The sequence below is a fragment of the Microcoleus sp. MOSTC5 genome (assembly GCF_036701825.1).
GTDB lineage: Bacteria > Cyanobacteriota > Cyanobacteriia > Cyanobacteriales > Microcoleaceae > Microcoleus > Microcoleus asticus.
In genome coordinates, this window is record NZ_JAUBRK010000070.1 from 1 (window position 1) to 19,743 (window position 19,743).

Below are 19,743 nucleotides of genomic sequence, written 5' to 3' on the forward strand. Positions count from 1 at the left end.
TCTCTCGGGACATCTCAACTCCTACTTAGGTTTACATCCTCATTATACATTATTTATGATTTACAAATCATTTGCGATCGCTATAGTTGGTCGATCGTCCTTGACGCTACCCATACCTGCCGCTGCACCTCTGCCTCATCAGCTACACTCCTCAGTTTTCCGTTGTTAACTGACCCAGAGTCACGTCAAATGTAACGAAATATTACAAGATGACGCTAAAGCAGCATAGAGGCTTGACAGCAAAGAATGAAGCGGCTAATCTGATATACATACCCGGGTAAGTCAATTCACTGTCATATGCAAGAAAAGCAAAAAGTTACATTGTATCTTCCACCTGAACTGCATCGCCAGCTCAAAATCAGAGCCGCAGTCGAAACTGAACCGATGTCATCAATTGCAGAAAGGGCAATTGTCTTCTACCTAGGAAACCCCGAACTGGTTGACGAAGTGGAAGCCTCCTACGGACAAACCCATCGGGTATACAACTGTCCAGAATGCACGGGTTCAGTAGTAATGCGAGATGGAGAACTGGCATCCGTAACAAGTCAGCCGAGCGTATTGGCTGAGCAGGATCTTCCAGTAAAGCAGGTGTCGGGCGTCAGCGCCAGCACGGCTAAACCGGGAGAGGAAGAATTGGTTCCCTGCTAAGAATGCCTTGCTTCCCCAAAAAGCTAGAACTGAAATTTTCAGTAACAGGGCAAAGGGCAGCATTGAGATTCAGCAAAGATAGCACCGTCTCTAGTGGGTCGAGGACTATGCAAGAAGAGATCAGTATTCTAATCCAAGCTCAATATCCTCTGATCTACCTCGTGACATCCGAGGAAGAGCGGTGTGAGCAAGCAATTTCGACAATAGCTCAAGCCAAACCACAGCGACGAGTATTTATCTGGACTGTAACTCACGGCATTGTGGAGTACGGTCAACCCCGCACCACCACCCAGCACAACACCGTCTCGCCAGAGGCAGCAATTGAATGGGTGATCAGGCAGCGAGAACCCAACAGTAACGCTAGCATCTACATTTTCAAAGATCTCCATCCTTTTATAGATTCTCCTCCGGTAACGAGGTGGTTGCGCGATGCGATCGCCAACTTCAAAGGAACGCAAAAGACAATTATACTGATGTCTCCTTTGCAGCAAATTCCGATCGAGCTAGAAAAGGAAGTAGTGGTATTAGACTTCGCGCTCCCAGACATGAAGGAACTCAACCAAGTATTGTCTGGCCAGTTGGAGCAAACGAAATCGCGACGCATTACCACAGAAGCGCGAGAAAAACTTTTAAAAGCAGCCTTGGGATTGACCAAGGACGAAGCTGAAAAGGTTTATCGCAAAGCCCAAGTTTCTACTGGGCGCCTAACAGAAGAAGAAGTAGACATCGTTCTGTCGGAGAAAAAGCAATTAATTCGCCGCAACGGCATTCTAGAGTTCATTGAAGAAGACGAAACCCTGGATGCAGTTGGGGGTTTAGAAGAGCTAAAAAGGTGGCTCAGGCAGCGTTCCAACGCTTTTACAGAAAGGGCGAGAGAATACGGTCTGCCTCAACCAAAAGGGATGTTAATTCTCGGCGTACCGGGATGCGGAAAATCGCTGATTGCCAAGACCACCTCCCGCCTCTGGGGACTGCCCCTGCTGAGGCTAGATATGGGTAGAGTCTACGACGGCTCGATGGTGGGTCGATCGGAAGCCAACCTCCGCAACGCCCTGAAAACCGCAGAATCCATCTCTCCAGCCATCCTCTTCATTGACGAACTAGACAAAGCCTTTGCAGGAGGCACTGGTTCGGCAGACTCAGACGGAGGCACCTCCAGCCGGATTTTCGGTTCTTTCCTCACTTGGATGCAAGAAAAGACTTCCCCAGTCTTCGTAATGGCAACAGCCAACCGAATCGAGCGGTTGCCGGGAGAATTCTTGAGGAAAGGCCGGTTCGACGAACTCTTCTTTGTTGACCTGCCTACCAAAGAAGAACGCCAAGATATATTTAAGATTCACCTCTCAAAGCGGCGTCGGGAAATTACTCGCTTCGATTTAGAGCAACTTTCCAACGTTTCCGACGGCTTTTCAGGTGCAGAGATTGAGCAAGCGCTAGTAGCAGCCATGTACGAAGCCTTCGCTCAAGATCGAGAGTTTACGCAGCTAGACATCATCGCGGCCATTAAATCCACAATGCCACTGTCTAAAACAATGACCGAACAGGTCACCGCCCTGCGAGATTGGGCTAGACAGCGTGCACGGCCCGCTGCGTCTTCCGTCGCTGAATACCAGCGAATGGAATTCTAAAAGCTTTCTCCTGGTCCAAACAGGAGCAAAGGCTAGCAACAGCTAGCAGTTCGATTGAAGAGCCGCCCAGCGGCACCGTTAAATCCAGACCGTTGTTGTTTCTCTCTCAGTTTTATTAGGAGGAAATCCAATGTCTCACTTTAGCACTCTGCGTACCAAAATCACCGATGCCGAAATCCTGAAAGCTTCCCTGCGCGACCTGGGCATTTCAGTCAAGTCAGAAGCTGATGTTCGTGGCTATAATGGTCAGCGCGTTCGCTCCGACATCGTGGCGATTCTGGAAGGCGAATATGACCTGGGTTGGTCTCGCAATAGCGATGGTTCCTTTGACCTGATTGCTGACCTCTGGGGCGTCGCCAAAAAGCACAATCAAACTGAGTTAATCAACTCCATCAACCAGAAGTACGCAGTTAACAAGACCTTGGCAGCAGTCAAGCAGCGCGGTTTGCAAAACGCCAACGTCAAGCTGGTAGTGCAAAATTAATCGCTCTGCGCGTTCCCAAGCTCGCGGGTTAACCAAACAAACGGGTTAACCCGTTTTTAGCTAGCTAGGAAGTAGAGTGGGGTTTTTGGGTCGCCACATACTTTTTTAGCACCCCCAAGCAGCAGCTCTCAACGTGAGAGCTGCTGCTTTAATGGTCGGCTACCTAATGCTTCGGGCAAGGGTCGATCGTTTGTTGATAAATTTCAAGTATTCGATCGACTTTCCGTTCCCAATCAAAATGCTGCCGGACGCGCTCCCGTCCCGCACAACCCATACTCTGTCGCAATTCGGGTGAATGAGCGAGCTTCAGCATCGCATCTGCCAGTCCCTGGACAAAGCCTTCTTTAGAAGCTGGTTCTACTAAAATACCGCAAGTGGAATCCATATAATCCGCTGGGCCGCCCCAGTTCGTCGCTATGACCGGCAGCCCCACGGCCATTGCTTCCAAAACCACGGCTCCCCCCGGCTCTCGCAAACTCGGCATCACCATTGCATCAGCTTGTTGCAGTTTGATAGCGCACTGTTCCTGAGACAGCCAGCCACTAAATATGACGCTATCATCGATCGCCAAACGAGCTGTTTGAGCTTCTAGCTCCTCTCGCATCTTCCCATCACCGATGATTTCCAAAACTGCATTGGTTTGAGCAACAACGGGTGCAAAGGCTTCTAGCAGTAAGTCTACACCCTTCCAGTCTACCAGCCTCCCCAAGAACACAAAATGAACTTGCGGGTTGGGTTCCTTAGATACGGTAGATTCCGATCGCCACACCGAGAAATCTACACCGTTTTCCACAAGTTCAATAATTTTACCCTGCACCCCAGCCGGAAGTGCCTGCTTCGTGCGATCGTTTGCCACTAAGACCGTCTCCGCTTTGATTTTACCAGGAAAAAGACGATTGAAGAAATCGACGCACTGGTAACCGATCGCGATTAAAAGATCGATGATCGGATTTTGGCGCGATCGAAAAGCCAGAGGAAATTTAACCGACGTGTTCATCGGCCCGATAACTACCGGAACTCCCAATCCGAACATCAACGAAGGAACTGTTGCCGAGACTGGTGTCGGTTCGTGTACAACATCAATCTGGTGTTCGCTCACCAGCCGCCGGACAATACGACGCTGTAGGACTTGGGTGTAGAGGTGACTGAGCAGCCCAAAAGTAAATTCATTCACTCTTGCAGGGATAAATAGCCCGCAATTGTTAAGCAGCCGGTGCAGCCAAGTGTCGGGTACAAAGTGCATTCGATCGCGGGCTTCTGGAAACAGCGCTGTGAGTTCTGCCTGGGTGCGGGCGTGGACTACTAACCAGATCTCTTTTTGGCGCGATCGAAGTATCCTGAAGTAGTTCAGCGGCAGCAATGCCTCGCCGCCGAATTGAGTTGAGGCATTTTGACCAACAATTACAATTCGCATAAGTGGTTTTGAACTCAACTGCATTCATAGACACTTTAAACTAAAAACCTGTTTTTTCGCCAATCATTGATTTAATTCTGCATAAACTGGATAGCTTAAAACCTTAGCTAAAAAGCCATTACTTTTGCCTTTAATTACCAGCAGCATTTCCACTAAGTAAAGTATTTATTTTGTTCGCTTTGAACTTTACAAATAATGTTTTTGTGTTCTTTTAACTTTGACAGGGCGTTTTATTTTTTTCCTGGGTAACAAGAGTTGCATCTACGAGTTTGCTAATTGCTTGGAAAAATTTGTAACATACTAAAGGTACAGATGCCGCCTCGGGGTTGCACTGCTCTATAATTAATAAAACTTTTAATTGTGGGTTGTTTATTCGTTGGAAGCCTTTGTTTATAAATCGATATTTGTAAGTTGAGTTTTGCAGAAATTACTCGATCGGCTGCGTTTTTTTTGAGGTGCGGGCGTCGGCTGTAAAGGTTGGGGAGAAAACCCGCCTCTACACCAACACCGGATTCGGGATTACAGGGGAGAAGTTGCAAAAAAAAACAAGTTAAGTTGAGAATTGCTAACCTACTTAGTAGACTTAGCACTAATTCTAACTTGCTCAATTGATGGGTTTGATGTCTTGTATTCGATCAAGTTGCTGCGCTGTCCGAGCAAGCGGCGCTGGTGAAACTGAATCTGACCCTGCAACTGGGGAAATCTCCCGATCGCGCAAGATATAGCATAAAGCGCAGCATCCTTGGCTGGCAAATGCCGTTGCTGCTGCATCTGGCGGTAAATTCGGTAAGTAAGTACCGGGTAGCCGGCCAGCAACCACAAGCTCCACCCGTGGGTGAACCAGGCTGTACCCAATGCTAGCGCTGGCAAAACGAATCCCCAGAACCAGATGCGGAGCGTGTCTTTGACCCAGTGGCGTTCGGGGGTGTTACCGTGCAGCCAGGAACCTTCGGCGTAGGCGTGACCGGCTCTTTGAGAGCGCTTCCACCACTGCTCAAAACGAGTCATTTGGGCGTCGTGCAGGGTCATTTCTGCATCTAAGCGCTCGATTTTCCAACCGTTTTGGCGCAGCCGCACGCAGAGTTCCGGTTCTTCGCCGGCAATGAGTGCGGGGTTGAAACCGCCGACTTGCTCGAATGCTTTGACTCGCATCATGGAGTCGCCTCCGCAAGCTTTGGCTTCGCCGACAGGCGTGTCCCACTCAATGTCGCACAGTCGGTTGTATGGTGTGGCGTTGGGAAATCTTTCGCGTCTGCGCCCGCACACTACGGCTACGTCGGGTTTGGCGGCGAGTTCTTCCTGGGCTCGATCGAGCCAGCCGTCAACTATTTCGCAGTCGCCGTCTACAAATTGGACAAATTCAATGTCGGGAGCTAATTGTAGCAAGCGGGCAAAGCCTTCATTTCTGGCGCGTGCTGCGGTAAAAGGTGTAGATAGGTCGAGTTCTACTGTATCCGCTCCGATCGATCGGGCTAATTCCAAGCTACCGTCTGTTGAGCCAGAATCGACATAAACCACCAGAGCTACTTGGACTCTCGCTGATTGCAAACACGCTCGGAGGCGATCGCCTTCATTGCGTCCGATCGCCACCAATCCAACTTTGTGCAATTGAGACATAATCAATGCTATCTAATAATTTAAGTATTTTTGTCTGGAATTTTTTTCGTTGCAATCATCTTCGCCGGAATGCCAACGGCAGTTTGACCGGCAGGAATGTCTGATAAAACTACGGCGTTTGCTCCGATATTTACGTCGTCTCCCAGGTTTACTTTTCCGAGGATTTTTGCACCAGCGCCGACGTTAACCCGATCGCCCAATTGAGGAGATTCTAGCGGCTTGTCCAAGTAGCGATTTCCCAGGGTTACGCCTTGGCGGATAATGCAGTCATCGCCGATCGTGCAATATCCGTGAATAATAATAGCGCCTTGATGTTCGATCACCACGCGGCGACCGAGCTTTACAGTGTAAGGCAAATCTATGCCGTAGGTGTTGCGAACTTTTCGGTATAGCGATCTGTAAAGAATGCTCAAAGGAGCGCGAAGTAATTTCGGTTCAACTTGCATTCTCCAAGCACCAAACCGCTGAACAGCTACGGCCCTAAATCCCGGCTTCGTCCAATCGCGACCGTGAGCGATCCAATCTTCTTGAATCTGTTGCCACAATCCTAGTGCAGGAGCTTCTACTTGATTTTCACTTATTAAGTCCGTCTGCGTTACCATAAGCTTTTCTCAACACTCTGTCTGGTGGTTTTAGCTGTTTCTTGATACCGACAATAATCGGCTGTTTTTGAGATTTTCAATGTCGGATGCACGAGTTTATTTTATGAGGAATACCAAGCTTTTTGCTCTCTCAGGGAATGATTTACTTGCCATATTTAACACGGTCGATCGAGCTGAGACTTGTTTGCAAAAATCCTTTAAAAAATTTTCGATTCTTCTATCGAACCTCCTTTGAAAAATACACTATTGAGCAAGAAATCCTGGAGGTAGTTTGGCGGGTCGTTGTCTGGCTTGTTTTGTACGGCGCGGCGCACCCGGAACGCAGCAAAACCCGAAGCCCAGCAGATATCAGTTAAGGCGGCGTAGAGAAAGCCATAGTTTTTGATAAAGTAGCGCCGCCGGGAATCAAACCAATACTGGGGCATTCGCTTGCGGGCGGCTTTGGTGTCGGTGACGCCCGAGCTTTGACCGACTAAGTGGACAACGCGACTTTCAGGTACATACCAGCAACTCCAGCCAGCTTTGTTTGCTTGCAGGCAAAAGTCCATTTCTTCGCAGTACATGAAATAAGCTTCATCGATCAAGCCAACCTGTTCAAATACTTCGCGGCGGACGATCATGCTGGCTCCAGCCACCCAATCAGTTTGGCAGATTTCTTGAGAAATCGGAGGGACGGCGACCCTGTTTTTCAATAACTTCGACACAGGCCCAAGACGCCAGCCGAAATCGAGTTCGGTCAAAATGTTGTGAAACCGAAAAGCTGACTCTTGGGGCGTGCCGTCGGGGTTCTCTAAGCGGCTGCCGGCGATTCCTGCTTCGGGATGAGTATCCATGAAATCGACGAGAGCTTTCAATGCGCCGGGGCGAACTACAGTGTCTGGGTTGAGCAGCAGGAAGTAAGGGGGGGGATTGGCCGATTGCAGTACGGGACGGATCAGGGCATTGTTGCCGAAGGCGAAGCCGCCGTTGCGGTCTAGGGGCACGAAGGATGCCCATTCGCTCCAGCCTTCTGCGGCGATGGCTGCGGCAATTTCTGCGACTGAGGAATCGCCTGAAGCGTTGTCGGCAATTGCAACGCGGGTATTTGGGAGCGATCTAATTTCGTCGACTAGAGAGTGCAAGCAGTCGATTGTCAGGCGGGGCGTCCTGTAATTAACAATGACTACGAGTAAGGAGTACGGCTGACTAGACGCACTTGCATTCGACATAAGGGCAATACTCTTTATGAACTTTTTTAGCTCAGCTTGTGGTTTTTGACAAGTCTAGGGCGATCGCTATTTTTATCTCCGCCTCCTACTTTAGCACCAGTCAAGGGACGTGCAGTAGATTTTGCAGTGGGGCATCAAAATTTTCGGCACGGACTGGAACACCCTGCCACCAACCGAACCCTCAACAAGATACAAAAACTCAAATTGAAAGTTGCACTCCTTAAAGTCACGAGCTAAATTCAAACTTTGGATGACTGCAACATCATCAATAAAAGCTGCCACCGCGAACGGTGCATTTCTTGGTGCGTCATGCTGTGAGCCTGCTGGAGAGATGCCTTGCCCATACTTTGAAGCTGAGGCAAGTTTTGCCCCGACCATTCGATCAAATCTGCTAAGGCTACAGGGTCGTTAGAATTAACAATTACACCAGTTTTATGGTTGTGAATGCAGTCGCGCAGTCTGTCTGTGTTACTTGCGAGTATCGGTACTGCTTGGGAATAAGCATCGTAAACAATCCGGGGCTGCTCCTCTGAAAGAATGGGAACTACAATAGCGTGATATTCTTGCAGCAACCGAAAGAATTCTTTGCCGTAAGCAATCGTTCCCAAAATTTGGATGTTAACCGATTTTTGCAGTTGATTGCTAAGTATTTTGCATTCGCTTAACAGTGTGCCATCGCCGAGTATATCGAGATTGACAGCAATGTTTTTCTTGTCCAAAATTTTCATTGCTTCTAACAGAACTAACACGCCTTTACTGGACTCCACTCTGCCAGCAAATAGAAGTTTGAGTTTTTGGGTTGAGGGGGATAGCTTTTTGTGCCATATTTCCTCTGCATCGGCTTCAGAAATGATATTTTCTTCATCTATCCAAGAAGCGTGGATGACGTGACCTCGTTCTTGTCGCTTTGTCAGTAAACTCTGCTGGTATTGCGATTGTGTGAAGATTGTCAGGTTAGCATTATTTACGCACCAGCGATTCACTATTTCCGATAGGTAAGCGATGATTCTGTCTTTTATTTTTATGGTTGTGCCTGGTTCCAGAGGCCACGGTGCGGACTCGACTGCGAGTACGTAGAATTTTCCCTGAATCAGGGCTATTGGTGTCACTAACCACCCCATAGGAATGGGCCAGCCTGCTACGCAACTATGTACAATATCTGCTTTAACGTTAGAAAACGATGGTTCGCGGGTGACGACAATTGCATTTCCTGGGGATGTTTCTTGTTGGCAGGGAGCTGCTAAGGTGAAGTTTTTAAGATACCTGAAGTGTTCCGTTAGGTCTTTTGCCCACATCGGATCGAGATACCTGTCACCTTTTTCATCGCAGGTGAAACTGACGTTAATTACCATCAAATAACGCTTGGTAATAGGTTCTATAAACTCTAAATCCTGTGTTTTTTCTAGTCTGAGCTGTTTGAATTAACTTGCATACGTGACCTCCTATTTATTGATTAAACGCTAGTCTATAATGAACTATAAATTGTCTGGCTCTAAAATTTGTGCGATCGCTCGCGCTGTCTGCCGTTCATTTATGTGGTATTAACTAAATTTATCTAGATTTTGGTCGCATAATTTACAAATCTTAAAGTTTATATTGCCTGTAGGCTTGACTTGCGGCTCGGTGCAGCAGCGAATGCCGGTAAACTAACCCATTCATGTCGTCGGAATAGCCACCGCCAATCACGCAGGCAACGGGATAGCCGCCAGCCAAACACGCCGTCAAAACTTGCATTTCCCGGCGAAATAAGCCCGTATCAGTTAAAGCTAATTTTCCCAGTTTGTCGCAGTGATGAGGGTCTACTCCGGCATCGTACAAAACTAAATCTGGCTTGACATTTGAAAGCAAATCGGGTAAGAATTTATCCAATGTTTGTAAATATTCGTCGTCCTCCATACCGATCGGCAAAGGTACATCTAAATCGCCTTTTTGTTTAGTGCCGGGAAAATTGACTTCGCAGTGCATCGAGAAAGTAAAAACACTGCTGTCATCTTGGAAAATTACAGCGGTTCCATCTCCTTGATGCACGTCTAAATCGACAATTAAAACTTTGCGAACTAAACCCAATTGTTGGAGGACGCGGGAGGCGATCGCCAAATCATTAAAAATACAAAAACCAGATCCAAAAGCAGGAAAGGCATGATGAGTTCCCCCCGCCGTATTGCAAGCCAAACCGCATTTTACAGCGAGCTGGGCAGTTAGTACCGTTCCTGCAATCGCAGTGCAAGTGCGATTAGCAAGAGCCAGACTCCAAGGCAGACCAATTCGCCGCTGAGCTTTGTCATCGAGCGTCCCGTTGCAGTAAGCTTGAACGTAGCGGTGGTCGTGGACTAATTCAATCCATTCTTGAGGCGGAAGTTCGGGAGCGTGAAATTGACATTTATCTGCTACCCCGTCCGCGAGCAGCATCTGGTAAAGCATCCGAAACTTTGCCATCGGGAAGCGGTGATCCGGTGGCAGGGGTGCCACGTAATTTTCGTGGTAAATAATTGGTAAGTCCATTAAGATTATTGTAGAACGAATGAATCTCCAATGGAAAGCCTGCAATCTCAAATTTAAATTTTTAGGAGAACCTGTATTATATGCAACCATTAAAAACAGTCTGGCAGTCCGGCAGCACCGACCCCGAAAATGCTGACAATCTCGATAATATCAGTCAGTGGTGGGGAAACCTCAACGGCAAAGAAATTAGCTGGGTACAGCGACTGATTCCGCAAATCGGCGGTCTGAGCGAAATTCACTGGCATCCTCAGCGTTTTGACGAAACATTTGTGATAGTCAATCCCGAAATTCGCGAGGAAACTCTCTATTGGTACAAAGCCGATTTTCCTGTCCAACGTAACAACACAGTTCACAAACTAGAACTAGACAATCTGCAACAGCAATTGTACATCTATCCTCAGTTGGAATCCGAATTGGTAATTCGCATAGGATTTCCCGAAGTTAAATATCAAACACTTGAATTAAATAATCCCGAAATCGCCTTGGGGGAAGATAACGTTCTGCTGCTGTGGGAGGCCGATCAAGAACTGGAGATTAAAATCTCGCTCACCAATGAAAATATTGCCAAACTTAAGGAATTGCTTGCGTAGAAAAGACCTAGAAAAGAATTTATACGGCAAGCTTTGTATGCGGGTTGATGGATCTATAGTCTTAGTTACCTATAGATATCTTAAGACTTATGGGCGGATGCGTCGAAACCATTTTTTTTCACAGCAATACTTCCTTGCAGCCCGGGGCAAGAGTAAAAAATCCGGTTTCTTCGCCTCGGGGTGCGTCCAGGTGTCTATCTTTGCTAAAACTCTTTGAAGGTGGCAGAAAAATGTCAAGAAGCTTGCGTTATGCTCCTGGGAATTTTATTAATGCTAAACTCAAGCAAAAAACTGTTCCGGGCGCATCAACGGGGTTTTATGCACAAAAATACTTCGCCGCAGCCCTTGAACAGAGTTAAAAAATCCGGTTTCTTTGGTCTGGAGTGCCTCAGTCATAACTTTTTTTCGGCATAGTTAATTCTTGCAGCGAATGATGAGGTTTATTTTTGCAATAAAAGATGACCAAATTGCGGTTAATTTGAGTTGCAAACTTAAGACAAGCAGGCAAAAATTTGGACGCAGAGAAAATGCGTTAGTCGATGGGCTAATATCTAAAATTAATCCTATGTTTGCGAAAAATAACAAGGTTTTATGAATGATTGTCCCTGGAAGAGAATCACTAAATTTATTAAATCATTAATCTGCTGCTAACACTAAAAAAATCATAATGGTCAGACAAAAAATGTTGATAGAAAAACAAAATATTCACATTTTAATTATTGACGATGAACCCGACAACCTCCGATTTATATCAAAGATATTGACGAAAGAAGGGTATAAAGTTCAGCGGGCGATTTCGGGAAAAATGGCGGTAAAGGCTAAGTTTACCGTTCTCCCAGACTTGATTTTGCTAGATATTGCCATGCCCAAAATGAACGGCTACGAAGTCTGCGAAAGACTGAAGGCTAACAAAGAGACTCGGGAAATTCCGGTAATTTTCTTGAGCATTTATAATGAAACTTTTCACAAAGTCAAAGCTTTTGAAGTCGGCGGTGTTGACTACATTACTAAGCCTTTTGAAGTGGAAGAAGTTTTAGTGCGGATTGAAAGTCAATTGACTATACAACAGCTATCGAAACAATTAAAACAGCAAAATGCTCAACTGCAACGAGAGGTAGAATTTCGCAAGCATACAGAACAAGCACTCCGGGAAAGCAAAGCGCAGTTGCAAAAATTGGCTGTCAATATACCAGGGGTTATTTATCAATTTATAAAGACGGTCGAGGGAATTTTTAAATTTGAATATATCAGTTATGCTTGTAGGGAAATTTACGAATTAGAGAGTGAGGATATCTTAAAAAATCCTGACTTGTGCTTCGATCAAAATCATCCAGACGATCGTCAATATCTGGAAGAAAAACTTGCCGCTAGTGCTCGAAGTTTAGAACCTTTTGCCTTTGAATGGCGGATTGTTACGCCGTCGGGTAAACTCAAATGGCTGCAATCTAATTCTCGACCAGAAATGCGCGATAATGGCGACATTGTTTGGTATGGCGTACTTTTTAATATCAGCGATCGCAAGCAAGCAGAAATAGAAATGGCAGGAGCTAAAGCAGCTTTAGAACGGCAAGTTCAGCGAGAATTGCTGATTGCAAAAATAACTAAAGAAATTCGCTCAAGTTTGCAGCCCGAAAAAATATTTCAAATAGCTGCAACTCAAATTGGTCTGGCATTTTGCGTCAATCGCTGTTTGATTCATACTTACGTTACTACCCCCCAAGTCGATATTCCTCTGGCGGCTGAGTATCTCGAACCCGCGTGCGAATCTATTTGGAACGTACCCATTCCAATTTGGGGCAATCCTCACGTCGTACAAATGATGATACAAGATGTGGCGATCGCCTCCAACAATGTTTATTCAGACCCTCTTTTGCAAGCGGTTCAACCACTTTGCCACAAGATTGGGTTGAAATCAATGCTGGCAATTCGCACTTCCTATCAAGGCAGGGCAAACGGCGCTATCTGCTTGCACCAGTGCGATCGCTACCGGGAATGGACTTGCGATGAAATCGACTTGTTAGAAGCTGTGGCGGCTCAAGTAGGGATTGCGATCGCTCAAGCTAAACTGATCGATCGAGAAAAAAACCGGCTTGTGCAGCTCGATCGGCAAAATAAACTGCTGCAAGCAGAAATTCGCACCCGCATCTGCGCTGAGCAAGCTCTGCAAGAATCTGAAGCAGAATTGCGGGCTATTTTTGCCGCCATGACTGACACAGTTTTAGTGAGAAATGGAGAAGGGCGCTGCATCAAAATCGCCCCGACAGGAACGGCGAATTTGGTGAAACCTCCAAACGAAATGATTAACAAAACTGCTCACGAAGTCTTGCCGGAACCTGTGGCAGATTTGGTATTAAATGCCATCCAACAAGTTCTGAAAACGAAGCAAAGTATCAATGTTGAATATAGCTTTACAGTCGGAGATCGCGAAGTTTGCCTCGACGCTAAAATTTCTCCGCTTTCTCCAGAATCAGTGATTATCGTAGCGCGAGATATTAGCGACCGCAAACAAACAGAATCTGCACTCCGAGAAACCCAGCACTTCATTCAGGCGATCGCCGATTCCAATCCCAACCTATTGTACGTTTACGATTTAATTGAACGGCGCAATGTCTACAGCAACCGACAAATTGCGGCGATACTAGGGTACAGCGCCCAAGAAATACAAGACATGGGTACAGCAATGATGTCAACGCTGCTCAACCCGGACGATTTGCCAAAGTATTTTCAAAGCGTCCAAAAACTGGAGGGAGCCAAAGACGGCGATGTCATTGAATGTCAATACCGGATGAGGCACAAAAACGGTGAATGGCGCTGGATGCACAGTTGGGATACAGTATTTCTCAGAACAAGTGATGGTACACCCAAACAAGTTCTCGGCACCGCTAATGACATCACAGACCGCAAATTAGCCGAAGAGAAACTGCTAGCATCGCAGCAAAGAATCTCATTTTTATTGCAGCAAACGCCGATCGCAGTTATCGAGTTAAACCTAAATTTAGAAATTATCACTTGGAATCCCGCGGCCGTTGCTATTTTTGGCTACAGCGAGCAAGAAGCCAAAGGGAGAGTCGCCTCCGATTTGATCGTACCTGAAAGCTACCACCAGCAAGTATCAGAGATTTTCAATCACGGCTGGAACGCCAAATCCAGCGGCACTTCCGAAAATCTGACCAAAGACGGCAGAATTATCATCTGCGAGTGGTACAATACTCAGCTAATTGACGATAACGGTACAGCGATCGGCATTGCTTTAATGGCTGTAGATATTACCGAACGCAAGCAAGCAGAAACCGAACTGCAAGAAAGTGCTTTACGACAAAGAGCGATCGCCCGCATCATTGAAAGAATGCGGCAGACTTTAGATATCCGAGACATTTTTTACGCCACAACCCGAGAATTGCGCGAAACCATGAAGTGCGATCGAGTCGCAATTTACCGTTTCAATCCAGACTGGAGCGGCGAATTTGTAGCCGAATCCCTTGACCGCAAGTGGGTTTCTTTCATCCAAGCACAGGAATTCGATTCTAGCCTTACTGAATGCGTTTTAGACAACGAACTTTGCGTAGTCAAAAAATTAGATCGCACTTTACAAGAAGTCCGCGATACCTATTTACAAGAAACCAAAGGCGGAGTCTACAGCCGAGGTAGAACTTACCTTTGTGTCCCAGATATTTACAAGCAAGGCTTCGATAATTGTTACATCAAATTGCTAGAAAAATTTCAAGCTAAATCCTACGTTATTGTGCCGATTTTCTGCGGCAAAAAGCTCTGGGGATTACTAGCCTCTTATCAAAACTCAGAGCCCCGCCAGTGGACAGAGGCGGAAATCAACGTTGCAGTTGATGTAGGCACTCAGCTAGGAGTTGCATTACAGCAAGCGGAATTGCTTGCCCGGACTCAAAGGCAGTCAATGGAACTGATTAAATCCAAAGAAAACGCCGAAGTTGCCAACCGTGCCAAAAGCCAATTTCTCGCTTCCATGAGCCACGAACTCCGCACGCCTCTCAACGCCATTCTCGGTTTTTCCCAAGTCATGGCTCGCAACAGTTCTATCACGGAAGAACAAAAAGAATACATTGAAATTATCAACCGCAGCGGCGAACATTTGCTGGAACTTATCAATGATGTTTTGTCAATGTCTCAAATAGAAGCAGGTCAAATTACAATTAATGAAAATCGCTTCAATCTCTACAGACTTCTCAACAGTCTAAAAGAAATGCTGCAACTAAAAGCCCACTCAAAAGGTTTGCACCTCATATTTGAAAATATCGGCGATTTGCCGCAGTACATTCAAACAGACGAAGCTAAATTGCGACAAGTTTTAATTAACCTGCTCGGCAATGCGATTAAATTTACTCAGCACGGAACAGTTACTTTGCGCGTCAGCAGCAAAGCTGAAAATAACGCCACCGAAGAAAACAAATCCCAATTGTATTTTGAAATTGCCGACACGGGTCCCGGCATTTCTCCCTCGGAAATATCCACATTATTCAAGCCCTTCGTACAAACCGAAACTGGTCGAAAATCAATGCAGGGAACTGGTCTCGGATTGCCGATCAGCCAACAGTTTGTCCGGATTATGGGAGGTGATATTGCTGTTGAAAGTCAACTCGACCAAGGCACAACTTTCAGCTTTAATATCTCGGTTAACTTAGTAACAGAAAGCGATCGACAAGAAAAATCTGCGGTAAAACAAGTTATTGCTTTAGAAGCCGGACAACAAACTTATCGGATATTAATAGTTGAAGATGTAGCGGAAAATCGCCAACTGCTACTTAAGCTCCTCGTACCGCTGGGGTTTGAAGTCCGCGAAGCAACTAACGGTCAAGAAGGAATTGCTTTGCAGTTAACTTGGAAGCCGCATCTGATATTAATGGATATGCTGATGCCAGTAATGGATGGGTACGAAGCGACAAGACAGATCAAGCAAACTCTAGAAGGTAGACAAACAATAATTATTGCCCTGACTGCCAGTGCTTTTGACGAGCAGCGGCAGATAATTTTGTCTGCTGGTTGTAACGATTTGATCTGTAAACCGTTTCGGGAAGAGGTACTCTTTGAAAAGATAGCGCATCACCTGAACCTGCGTTATATTTATGAGGAAGAAAACTCCTCTACTTCTTTTTCATCAGGGACGCTGCTTAAAAGTTTGACCGCTGAGGATTTGAGTGTAATGCCCACAGACTGGGTTGTCGAGTTGCACCGAGCAGCACTTTGCGTTGACGACAACCGCATCCTCGAACTCATCGAGCAAATTCCCGAAACTGAGGCAAATCTCGCTAACACTTTAACAGATTTAGTCGATAATTTTCGGATAGATATCATTATCGATTTAACTCAATTATATTATGATGAATGATTATCCATTGCCAGCGACTCCTAAAGACATTTTGATCGTTGACGATATGCCGGACAATTTGCGACTTTTATCCACTATGCTGACATCTTACGGGTATCATGTCAGGAAAGCTATTAACGGACAACTGGCTCTGCAAGGGGCGCAAATATCCCCTCCCGATCTAATTTTACTAGATATAAATATGCCGAAAATGAACGGGTATGAAGTTTGTGAGCAGTTAAAGTTAAGCGAAAAAACTAAAGATATTCCGGTAATTTTTATTAGTGCGCTAAATGACGTGCTGGAAAAAGTTAAAGCTTTTCAAGTAGGAGGAATAGATTATATTACTAAGCCGTTTCAAGTAGAAGAAGTCTTGGCCCGCGTCGAAAACCAACTTTCCCTTCGTTCCCTGCAATCGAAACTGCAACAGCAAGCTAGAGAACTGCACGATCGCAATTCTAGATTGCATGAAGAAATCGCAGAACGGCAGCGGGCTGAAGAATCAATCAGGTTTTTGCTGGAAACTACGCGGGCGATCGGCGAAGCTGTAGACTTTCACTCAGCTTTAGAAGTAATTCTGCACCAAGTTGGCGAAACCATTGGATGGGATGTAGGAGAAGCTTGGATTCCCGATGCAGAAGGAACTTTTCTGCAATCTGCCCGGGGCTGGTATGCCAGCAGCGCCAGCCTGGAATCGTTCCGCAGCAAAAGCGAACAACTGACATTTCCTATGAATGTAGGGCTGCCGGGACGAGTTTGGGCATCCAAAAAACCCGAATGGGTAGAAGATGTTTCCAGGGGCTACCCGGATTTTTGCCGAAGTCAAATAGCACTAGAACTCGGATTCAAAGCGGGTTTTGGCGTACCGATTTTGATAGGCGATGAAGTATTGGCAGTGCTCGTTTTTTTTAAAGTTTCGTCTTCTCGGAAAGACGCGCAATTTATAGACATTTTTAATGCGGTCGGCACTCAATTAGGTTCTTTAATTCAGCGCAAACAAGCAGAAGAATTGCTGCGCATTGCTCAAGAAAAATATCACAGCATTGTAGAAAATGCGATGGAAGGAATTTTTCAAAGTACACCTTCAGAACGCTATCTCAGCGCTAATCCAGCTTTGGCAAAATTGTACGGTTACGAGTCGCCAGAAGAACTGATGTCCGAGATTAAAAATATTGCTCAGCAACTGTACGTTGACCCGGAACGCCGCCTCGAATTCGTGGCTGCTATGGATGCTGAAAATGCCGTTTTGGGATTTGAATCTATGGTATGCCGCAAAGACGGGAGCTGGATTTGGGTGTCAGAAAATGTCCGGGCTGTTCGGGATTCAAAAGGTGAGCTGAGCTACTATGAGGGTACTGTTTCTGACATTACGGAGCGGAAATTAGCGCAAGAAGAGCTGAAAATTCAACAGGAAAAAAGCGAGAAGTTGCTGTTAAATATTTTACCCAAACCAATAGCAGAACGCTTGAAGGCGGAGCAAACTACAATTGCTGACAGTTTTGCCGAAGTAAGTGTTTTATTTGCTGATATCGTGGGCTTTACTGAGCTGTCGGCGAGAATGTCTCCCACGGAGTTGGTAAAGCGATTGAACGTAATTTTTTCTCATTTCGACCAGTTAGCTGAAAAGTACGGTGTGGAGAAAATTAAAACTATTGGCGATGCTTACATGGTAGTCGGAGGATTGCCTACGCCGAGACATGACCACGCCGAGGCGATCGCCCAAATGGCCCTGGGAATGCAGGCACAAATAGCAAAGTTGTCCGCCGAGACAGGGGAAAAACTGGCAATTCGCGTCGGCATCAATTCCGGGCCAGTTGTTGCGGGAGTAATTGGTGTGAGCAAGTTCACCTATGATTTGTGGGGAGATACGGTGAATGTGGCGGCGAGGATGGAAGCTACGGGTTTTGCAGGCAGCATTCAAGTTACTGATGTTACTTATGAGCTTTTGAAAAATAAGTATCTGTTTGAGAGGCGAGGCGTGATTCCAGTAAAAGGTAAGGGGGATATGATGACTTATTGGTTGCTACAAAACAAGTAAAAATGGGAAATTGGGATTTTGAAGGAAGAAGGAAGAAGGAAGAAGGAAGAAGGAAGAAGGAAGAAGGAAGAAGGAAGAAAGAAGAAGGAAGAAGGGGGAAGAAAGAAGTATGTTTATTTATTTAATCTGATATCTTCCATCCTTCTCAAGAGTTGAATATTCTTGTGGGGCGTTGCTCCGACGCTGCCGAGAGAGGGATTGTGCTGGTATGATGAAAGAAGTTAACGAAAATTTACATTAAGAGTCGTGACAGCACAACAGCTAGTATCTGCAACGAGTTTTGAAAAGCTAATTTGGACTTGGAAAGGTCACAAAATCCAATATACCGTCCAAGGAACCGGCCGCCCTCTGATCTTGATTCACGGATTTGGGGCTTCGATCGGACATTGGCGGCAAAATATTCCCGTACTCGCGGCCGGCGGCTATCGCGTATTTGCTCTGGACTTGCTGGGATTCGGTGCTTCCGCCAAACCAGCCCTAGATTACACTCTGGAATTGTGGGAAGAATTGCTGACAGATTTCTCGGCGGATCTGGTGCAGGAACCGGCTGTATTTGTCGGGAATTCGATCGGCGCTTTGCTGAGTTTGATGGTAGTCGCCAACCATCCAGAAATATCAGCCGGCGGTGTCTTAATCAACTGTGCCGGCGGGCTCAACCACCGGCCGGACGAACTGAATTTCCCGCTGCGAGTAGTGATGGGGACTTTTACTAAATTAGTTCGATCGCCCCTGATCGGCCCGTTTGTTTTCAACAACATCCGCCAAAAACACCGCATCCGCAACACCCTGCGCCAAGTCTACAGAAACCCTGAAGCCATCACCGACGAACTCGTAGAACTCCTGCACGCCCCCTCCTGCGAGCCGGGAGCTCAACAGGTGTTTGCCTCGATTCTCACGGCCCCAGCAGGCCCTCAACCGTCAGAATTGCTGCCCAAAGTCGATCGTCCGTTATTGGTACTTTGGGGCGCAGACGACCCCTGGACGCCGATCGCCGGCAGCCAGATTTATCAACAATTGGCCGCCAACGGTAAACCAGTGAAATTTGTTTCAATTCCCAACACGGGCCACTGTCCCCACGACGAGCGGCCGAGTGAAGTCAACGCTCTGATTTTGGACTGGCTGCTGGAATTGAAGTAAAATTTTTCTGCTCGATCCAATGGCGGGACGATCCATCAAAACTCTTACATGGTAAAGGTTCTGCGTCGCTCCACCGCATTGGCACCCAGGCTGCAGCCGACTCAAAAAACAATTTTTATAAAAAGTATTGACACGCTTGGCCTAGTCAGCTATATTGATGGACGTGTGAGGAGCGAACCAGTAAGAGCACCGAGACGAAACACGGCCAGTCGTCGGTGCTCTTTCTGTTGAAACCCGTTTTTAAGAGTTTGAAATTATCTATAATTCACATCCAGAAGATCTGTAAGCCCGCCCCGCTTTCTTCATTTCTTCCTTCGCGTTCTTAGCGTCTTCGCGGTTCGTTAAATAAATATTCTGATGTTGCAAAAAAAGTAATTGACTCCACTTGATATCGAAAAATCCGAAATTGTGGATTTTTTTTTATAATCAAAACTTGATTGCATAGAACTCAAAACTAGAGAGTTATATAATAATAAATTGTCGCTGGGTCGGGGCGGGTCGATCTAGATTTTTTTCAAATGTCGGCAAACCCGCCCC

Annotated in this window: 15 protein-coding genes; 9 read left to right on the top strand and 6 right to left on the bottom strand. The window is 46.3% G+C overall.

All coding sequences use genetic code 11. The features are described from left to right. The 4 genes from QUA54_RS28485 to QUA54_RS28500 all read left to right on the top strand — a co-directional run. Positions 1 to 195 (top strand): hypothetical protein (locus QUA54_RS28485; RefSeq protein ID WP_333417749.1); only part of this gene is annotated, 195 nt, incomplete at its 5' end. 102 nt (positions 196 to 297) lie between these two features. Next, positions 298 to 648 carry a hypothetical protein gene (locus QUA54_RS28490; protein ID WP_006635783.1) on the top strand — a complete coding sequence of 117 codons (351 nt, stop codon included), beginning with the start codon at positions 298 to 300 and terminating at the stop codon, positions 646 to 648. Positions 649 to 755: 107 nt separating this feature from the next. Further along, positions 756 to 2,276: a stress-responsive protein Ycf46 gene (gene ycf46, locus QUA54_RS28495; protein WP_172188738.1), complete on the top strand. Its 1,521-nt coding sequence runs from the start codon at positions 756 to 758 to the stop codon at positions 2,274 to 2,276. A gap of 130 nt (positions 2,277 to 2,406) precedes the next feature. Further along, a complete protein-coding gene (locus QUA54_RS28500; RefSeq protein ID WP_006635781.1) occupies positions 2,407 to 2,760 on the top strand; it encodes a DUF1257 domain-containing protein in 354 nt (117 codons plus the stop codon). A gap of 163 nt (positions 2,761 to 2,923) precedes the next feature. Here the strand turns inward: QUA54_RS28500 and QUA54_RS28505 are convergent, their stop codons facing one another. The 6 genes from QUA54_RS28505 to QUA54_RS28530 form a co-directional block, all read right to left on the bottom strand. Continuing rightward, positions 2,924 to 4,174 (bottom strand): glycosyltransferase family 4 protein, encoded by a 1,251-nt coding sequence (locus tag QUA54_RS28505; RefSeq protein ID WP_333417751.1) that lies wholly within the window; start codon positions 4,172 to 4,174, stop codon positions 2,924 to 2,926. A 570-nt stretch (positions 4,175 to 4,744) separates the two neighbouring features. Further along, on the bottom strand, positions 4,745 to 5,782 hold the full coding sequence (locus QUA54_RS28510) for a glycosyltransferase (protein WP_333417780.1): 1,038 nt from the start codon (positions 5,780 to 5,782) through the stop codon (positions 4,745 to 4,747). A gap of 29 nt (positions 5,783 to 5,811) precedes the next feature. After that, on the bottom strand, positions 5,812 to 6,393 hold the full coding sequence (locus tag QUA54_RS28515; protein WP_333190060.1) for a serine acetyltransferase: 582 nt from the start codon (positions 6,391 to 6,393) through the stop codon (positions 5,812 to 5,814). A gap of 197 nt (positions 6,394 to 6,590) precedes the next feature. After that, positions 6,591 to 7,601 carry a glycosyltransferase family 2 protein gene (locus QUA54_RS28520; protein ID WP_333417753.1) on the bottom strand — a complete coding sequence of 337 codons (1,011 nt, stop codon included), beginning with the start codon at positions 7,599 to 7,601 and terminating at the stop codon, positions 6,591 to 6,593. A 239-nt stretch (positions 7,602 to 7,840) separates the two neighbouring features. After that, positions 7,841 to 8,953, bottom strand: coding sequence for a glycosyltransferase (locus QUA54_RS28525; RefSeq protein WP_333417755.1), 1,113 nt, complete (start codon positions 8,951 to 8,953; stop codon positions 7,841 to 7,843). A 232-nt stretch (positions 8,954 to 9,185) separates the two neighbouring features. Beyond that, positions 9,186 to 10,103 (bottom strand): histone deacetylase, encoded by a 918-nt coding sequence (locus tag QUA54_RS28530; protein WP_333417757.1) that lies wholly within the window; start codon positions 10,101 to 10,103, stop codon positions 9,186 to 9,188. Between the two features lie 80 nt (positions 10,104 to 10,183). Here QUA54_RS28530 and QUA54_RS28535 point away from each other — a divergent pair, with 80 nt between their 5' ends. The 5 genes from QUA54_RS28535 to QUA54_RS28555 all read left to right on the top strand — a co-directional run bounded on the left by QUA54_RS28535 (position 10,184) and on the right by QUA54_RS28555 (position 19,206). Next, positions 10,184 to 10,693, top strand: a complete 510-nt coding sequence (locus tag QUA54_RS28535) for a hypothetical protein (RefSeq protein ID WP_333190777.1) — start codon at positions 10,184 to 10,186, stop codon at positions 10,691 to 10,693. Positions 10,694 to 11,360: 667 nt separating this feature from the next. After that, positions 11,361 to 16,052, top strand: coding sequence for a response regulator (locus tag QUA54_RS28540; RefSeq protein WP_333417759.1), 4,692 nt, complete (start codon positions 11,361 to 11,363; stop codon positions 16,050 to 16,052). After that, on the top strand, positions 16,042 to 18,069 hold the full coding sequence (locus tag QUA54_RS28545; protein WP_333417761.1) for an adenylate/guanylate cyclase domain-containing protein: 2,028 nt from the start codon (positions 16,042 to 16,044) through the stop codon (positions 18,067 to 18,069). The genes QUA54_RS28540 and QUA54_RS28545 overlap by 11 nt, the downstream gene beginning before the upstream one ends. Before the next feature lie 2 nt (positions 18,070 to 18,071). Continuing rightward, a complete protein-coding gene (locus QUA54_RS28550) occupies positions 18,072 to 18,194 on the top strand; it encodes a hypothetical protein (RefSeq protein ID WP_333417763.1) in 123 nt (40 codons plus the stop codon). A gap of 121 nt (positions 18,195 to 18,315) precedes the next feature. Further along, positions 18,316 to 19,206: an alpha/beta fold hydrolase gene (locus QUA54_RS28555; RefSeq protein WP_333417765.1), complete on the top strand. Its 891-nt coding sequence runs from the start codon at positions 18,316 to 18,318 to the stop codon at positions 19,204 to 19,206. Positions 19,207 to 19,743: the final 537 nt, after the last annotated feature.

Coding starts and splice junctions, on each gene's coding strand:
- QUA54_RS28490 (WP_006635783.1), top strand. CDS start 298: ATGCAAGAAAAGCAAAAAGTTACATTGTATCTTCCACCTGAACTGCAT.
- ycf46 (WP_172188738.1), top strand. CDS start 756: ATGCAAGAAGAGATCAGTATTCTAATCCAAGCTCAATATCCTCTGATC.
- QUA54_RS28500 (WP_006635781.1), top strand. CDS start 2,407: ATGTCTCACTTTAGCACTCTGCGTACCAAAATCACCGATGCCGAAATC.
- QUA54_RS28505 (WP_333417751.1), bottom strand. CDS start 4,174: ATGCGAATTGTAATTGTTGGTCAAAATGCCTCAACTCAATTCGGCGGC.
- QUA54_RS28515 (WP_333190060.1), bottom strand. CDS start 6,393: ATGGTAACGCAGACGGACTTAATAAGTGAAAATCAAGTAGAAGCTCCT.
- QUA54_RS28520 (WP_333417753.1), bottom strand. CDS start 7,601: ATGTCGAATGCAAGTGCGTCTAGTCAGCCGTACTCCTTACTCGTAGTC.
- QUA54_RS28525 (WP_333417755.1), bottom strand. CDS start 8,953: ATGGTAATTAACGTCAGTTTCACCTGCGATGAAAAAGGTGACAGGTAT.
- QUA54_RS28530 (WP_333417757.1), bottom strand. CDS start 10,103: ATGGACTTACCAATTATTTACCACGAAAATTACGTGGCACCCCTGCCA.
- QUA54_RS28535 (WP_333190777.1), top strand. CDS start 10,184: ATGCAACCATTAAAAACAGTCTGGCAGTCCGGCAGCACCGACCCCGAA.
- QUA54_RS28540 (WP_333417759.1), top strand. CDS start 11,361: ATGGTCAGACAAAAAATGTTGATAGAAAAACAAAATATTCACATTTTA.
- QUA54_RS28545 (WP_333417761.1), top strand. CDS start 16,042: ATGATGAATGATTATCCATTGCCAGCGACTCCTAAAGACATTTTGATC.
- QUA54_RS28550 (WP_333417763.1), top strand. CDS start 18,072: ATGGGAAATTGGGATTTTGAAGGAAGAAGGAAGAAGGAAGAAGGAAGA.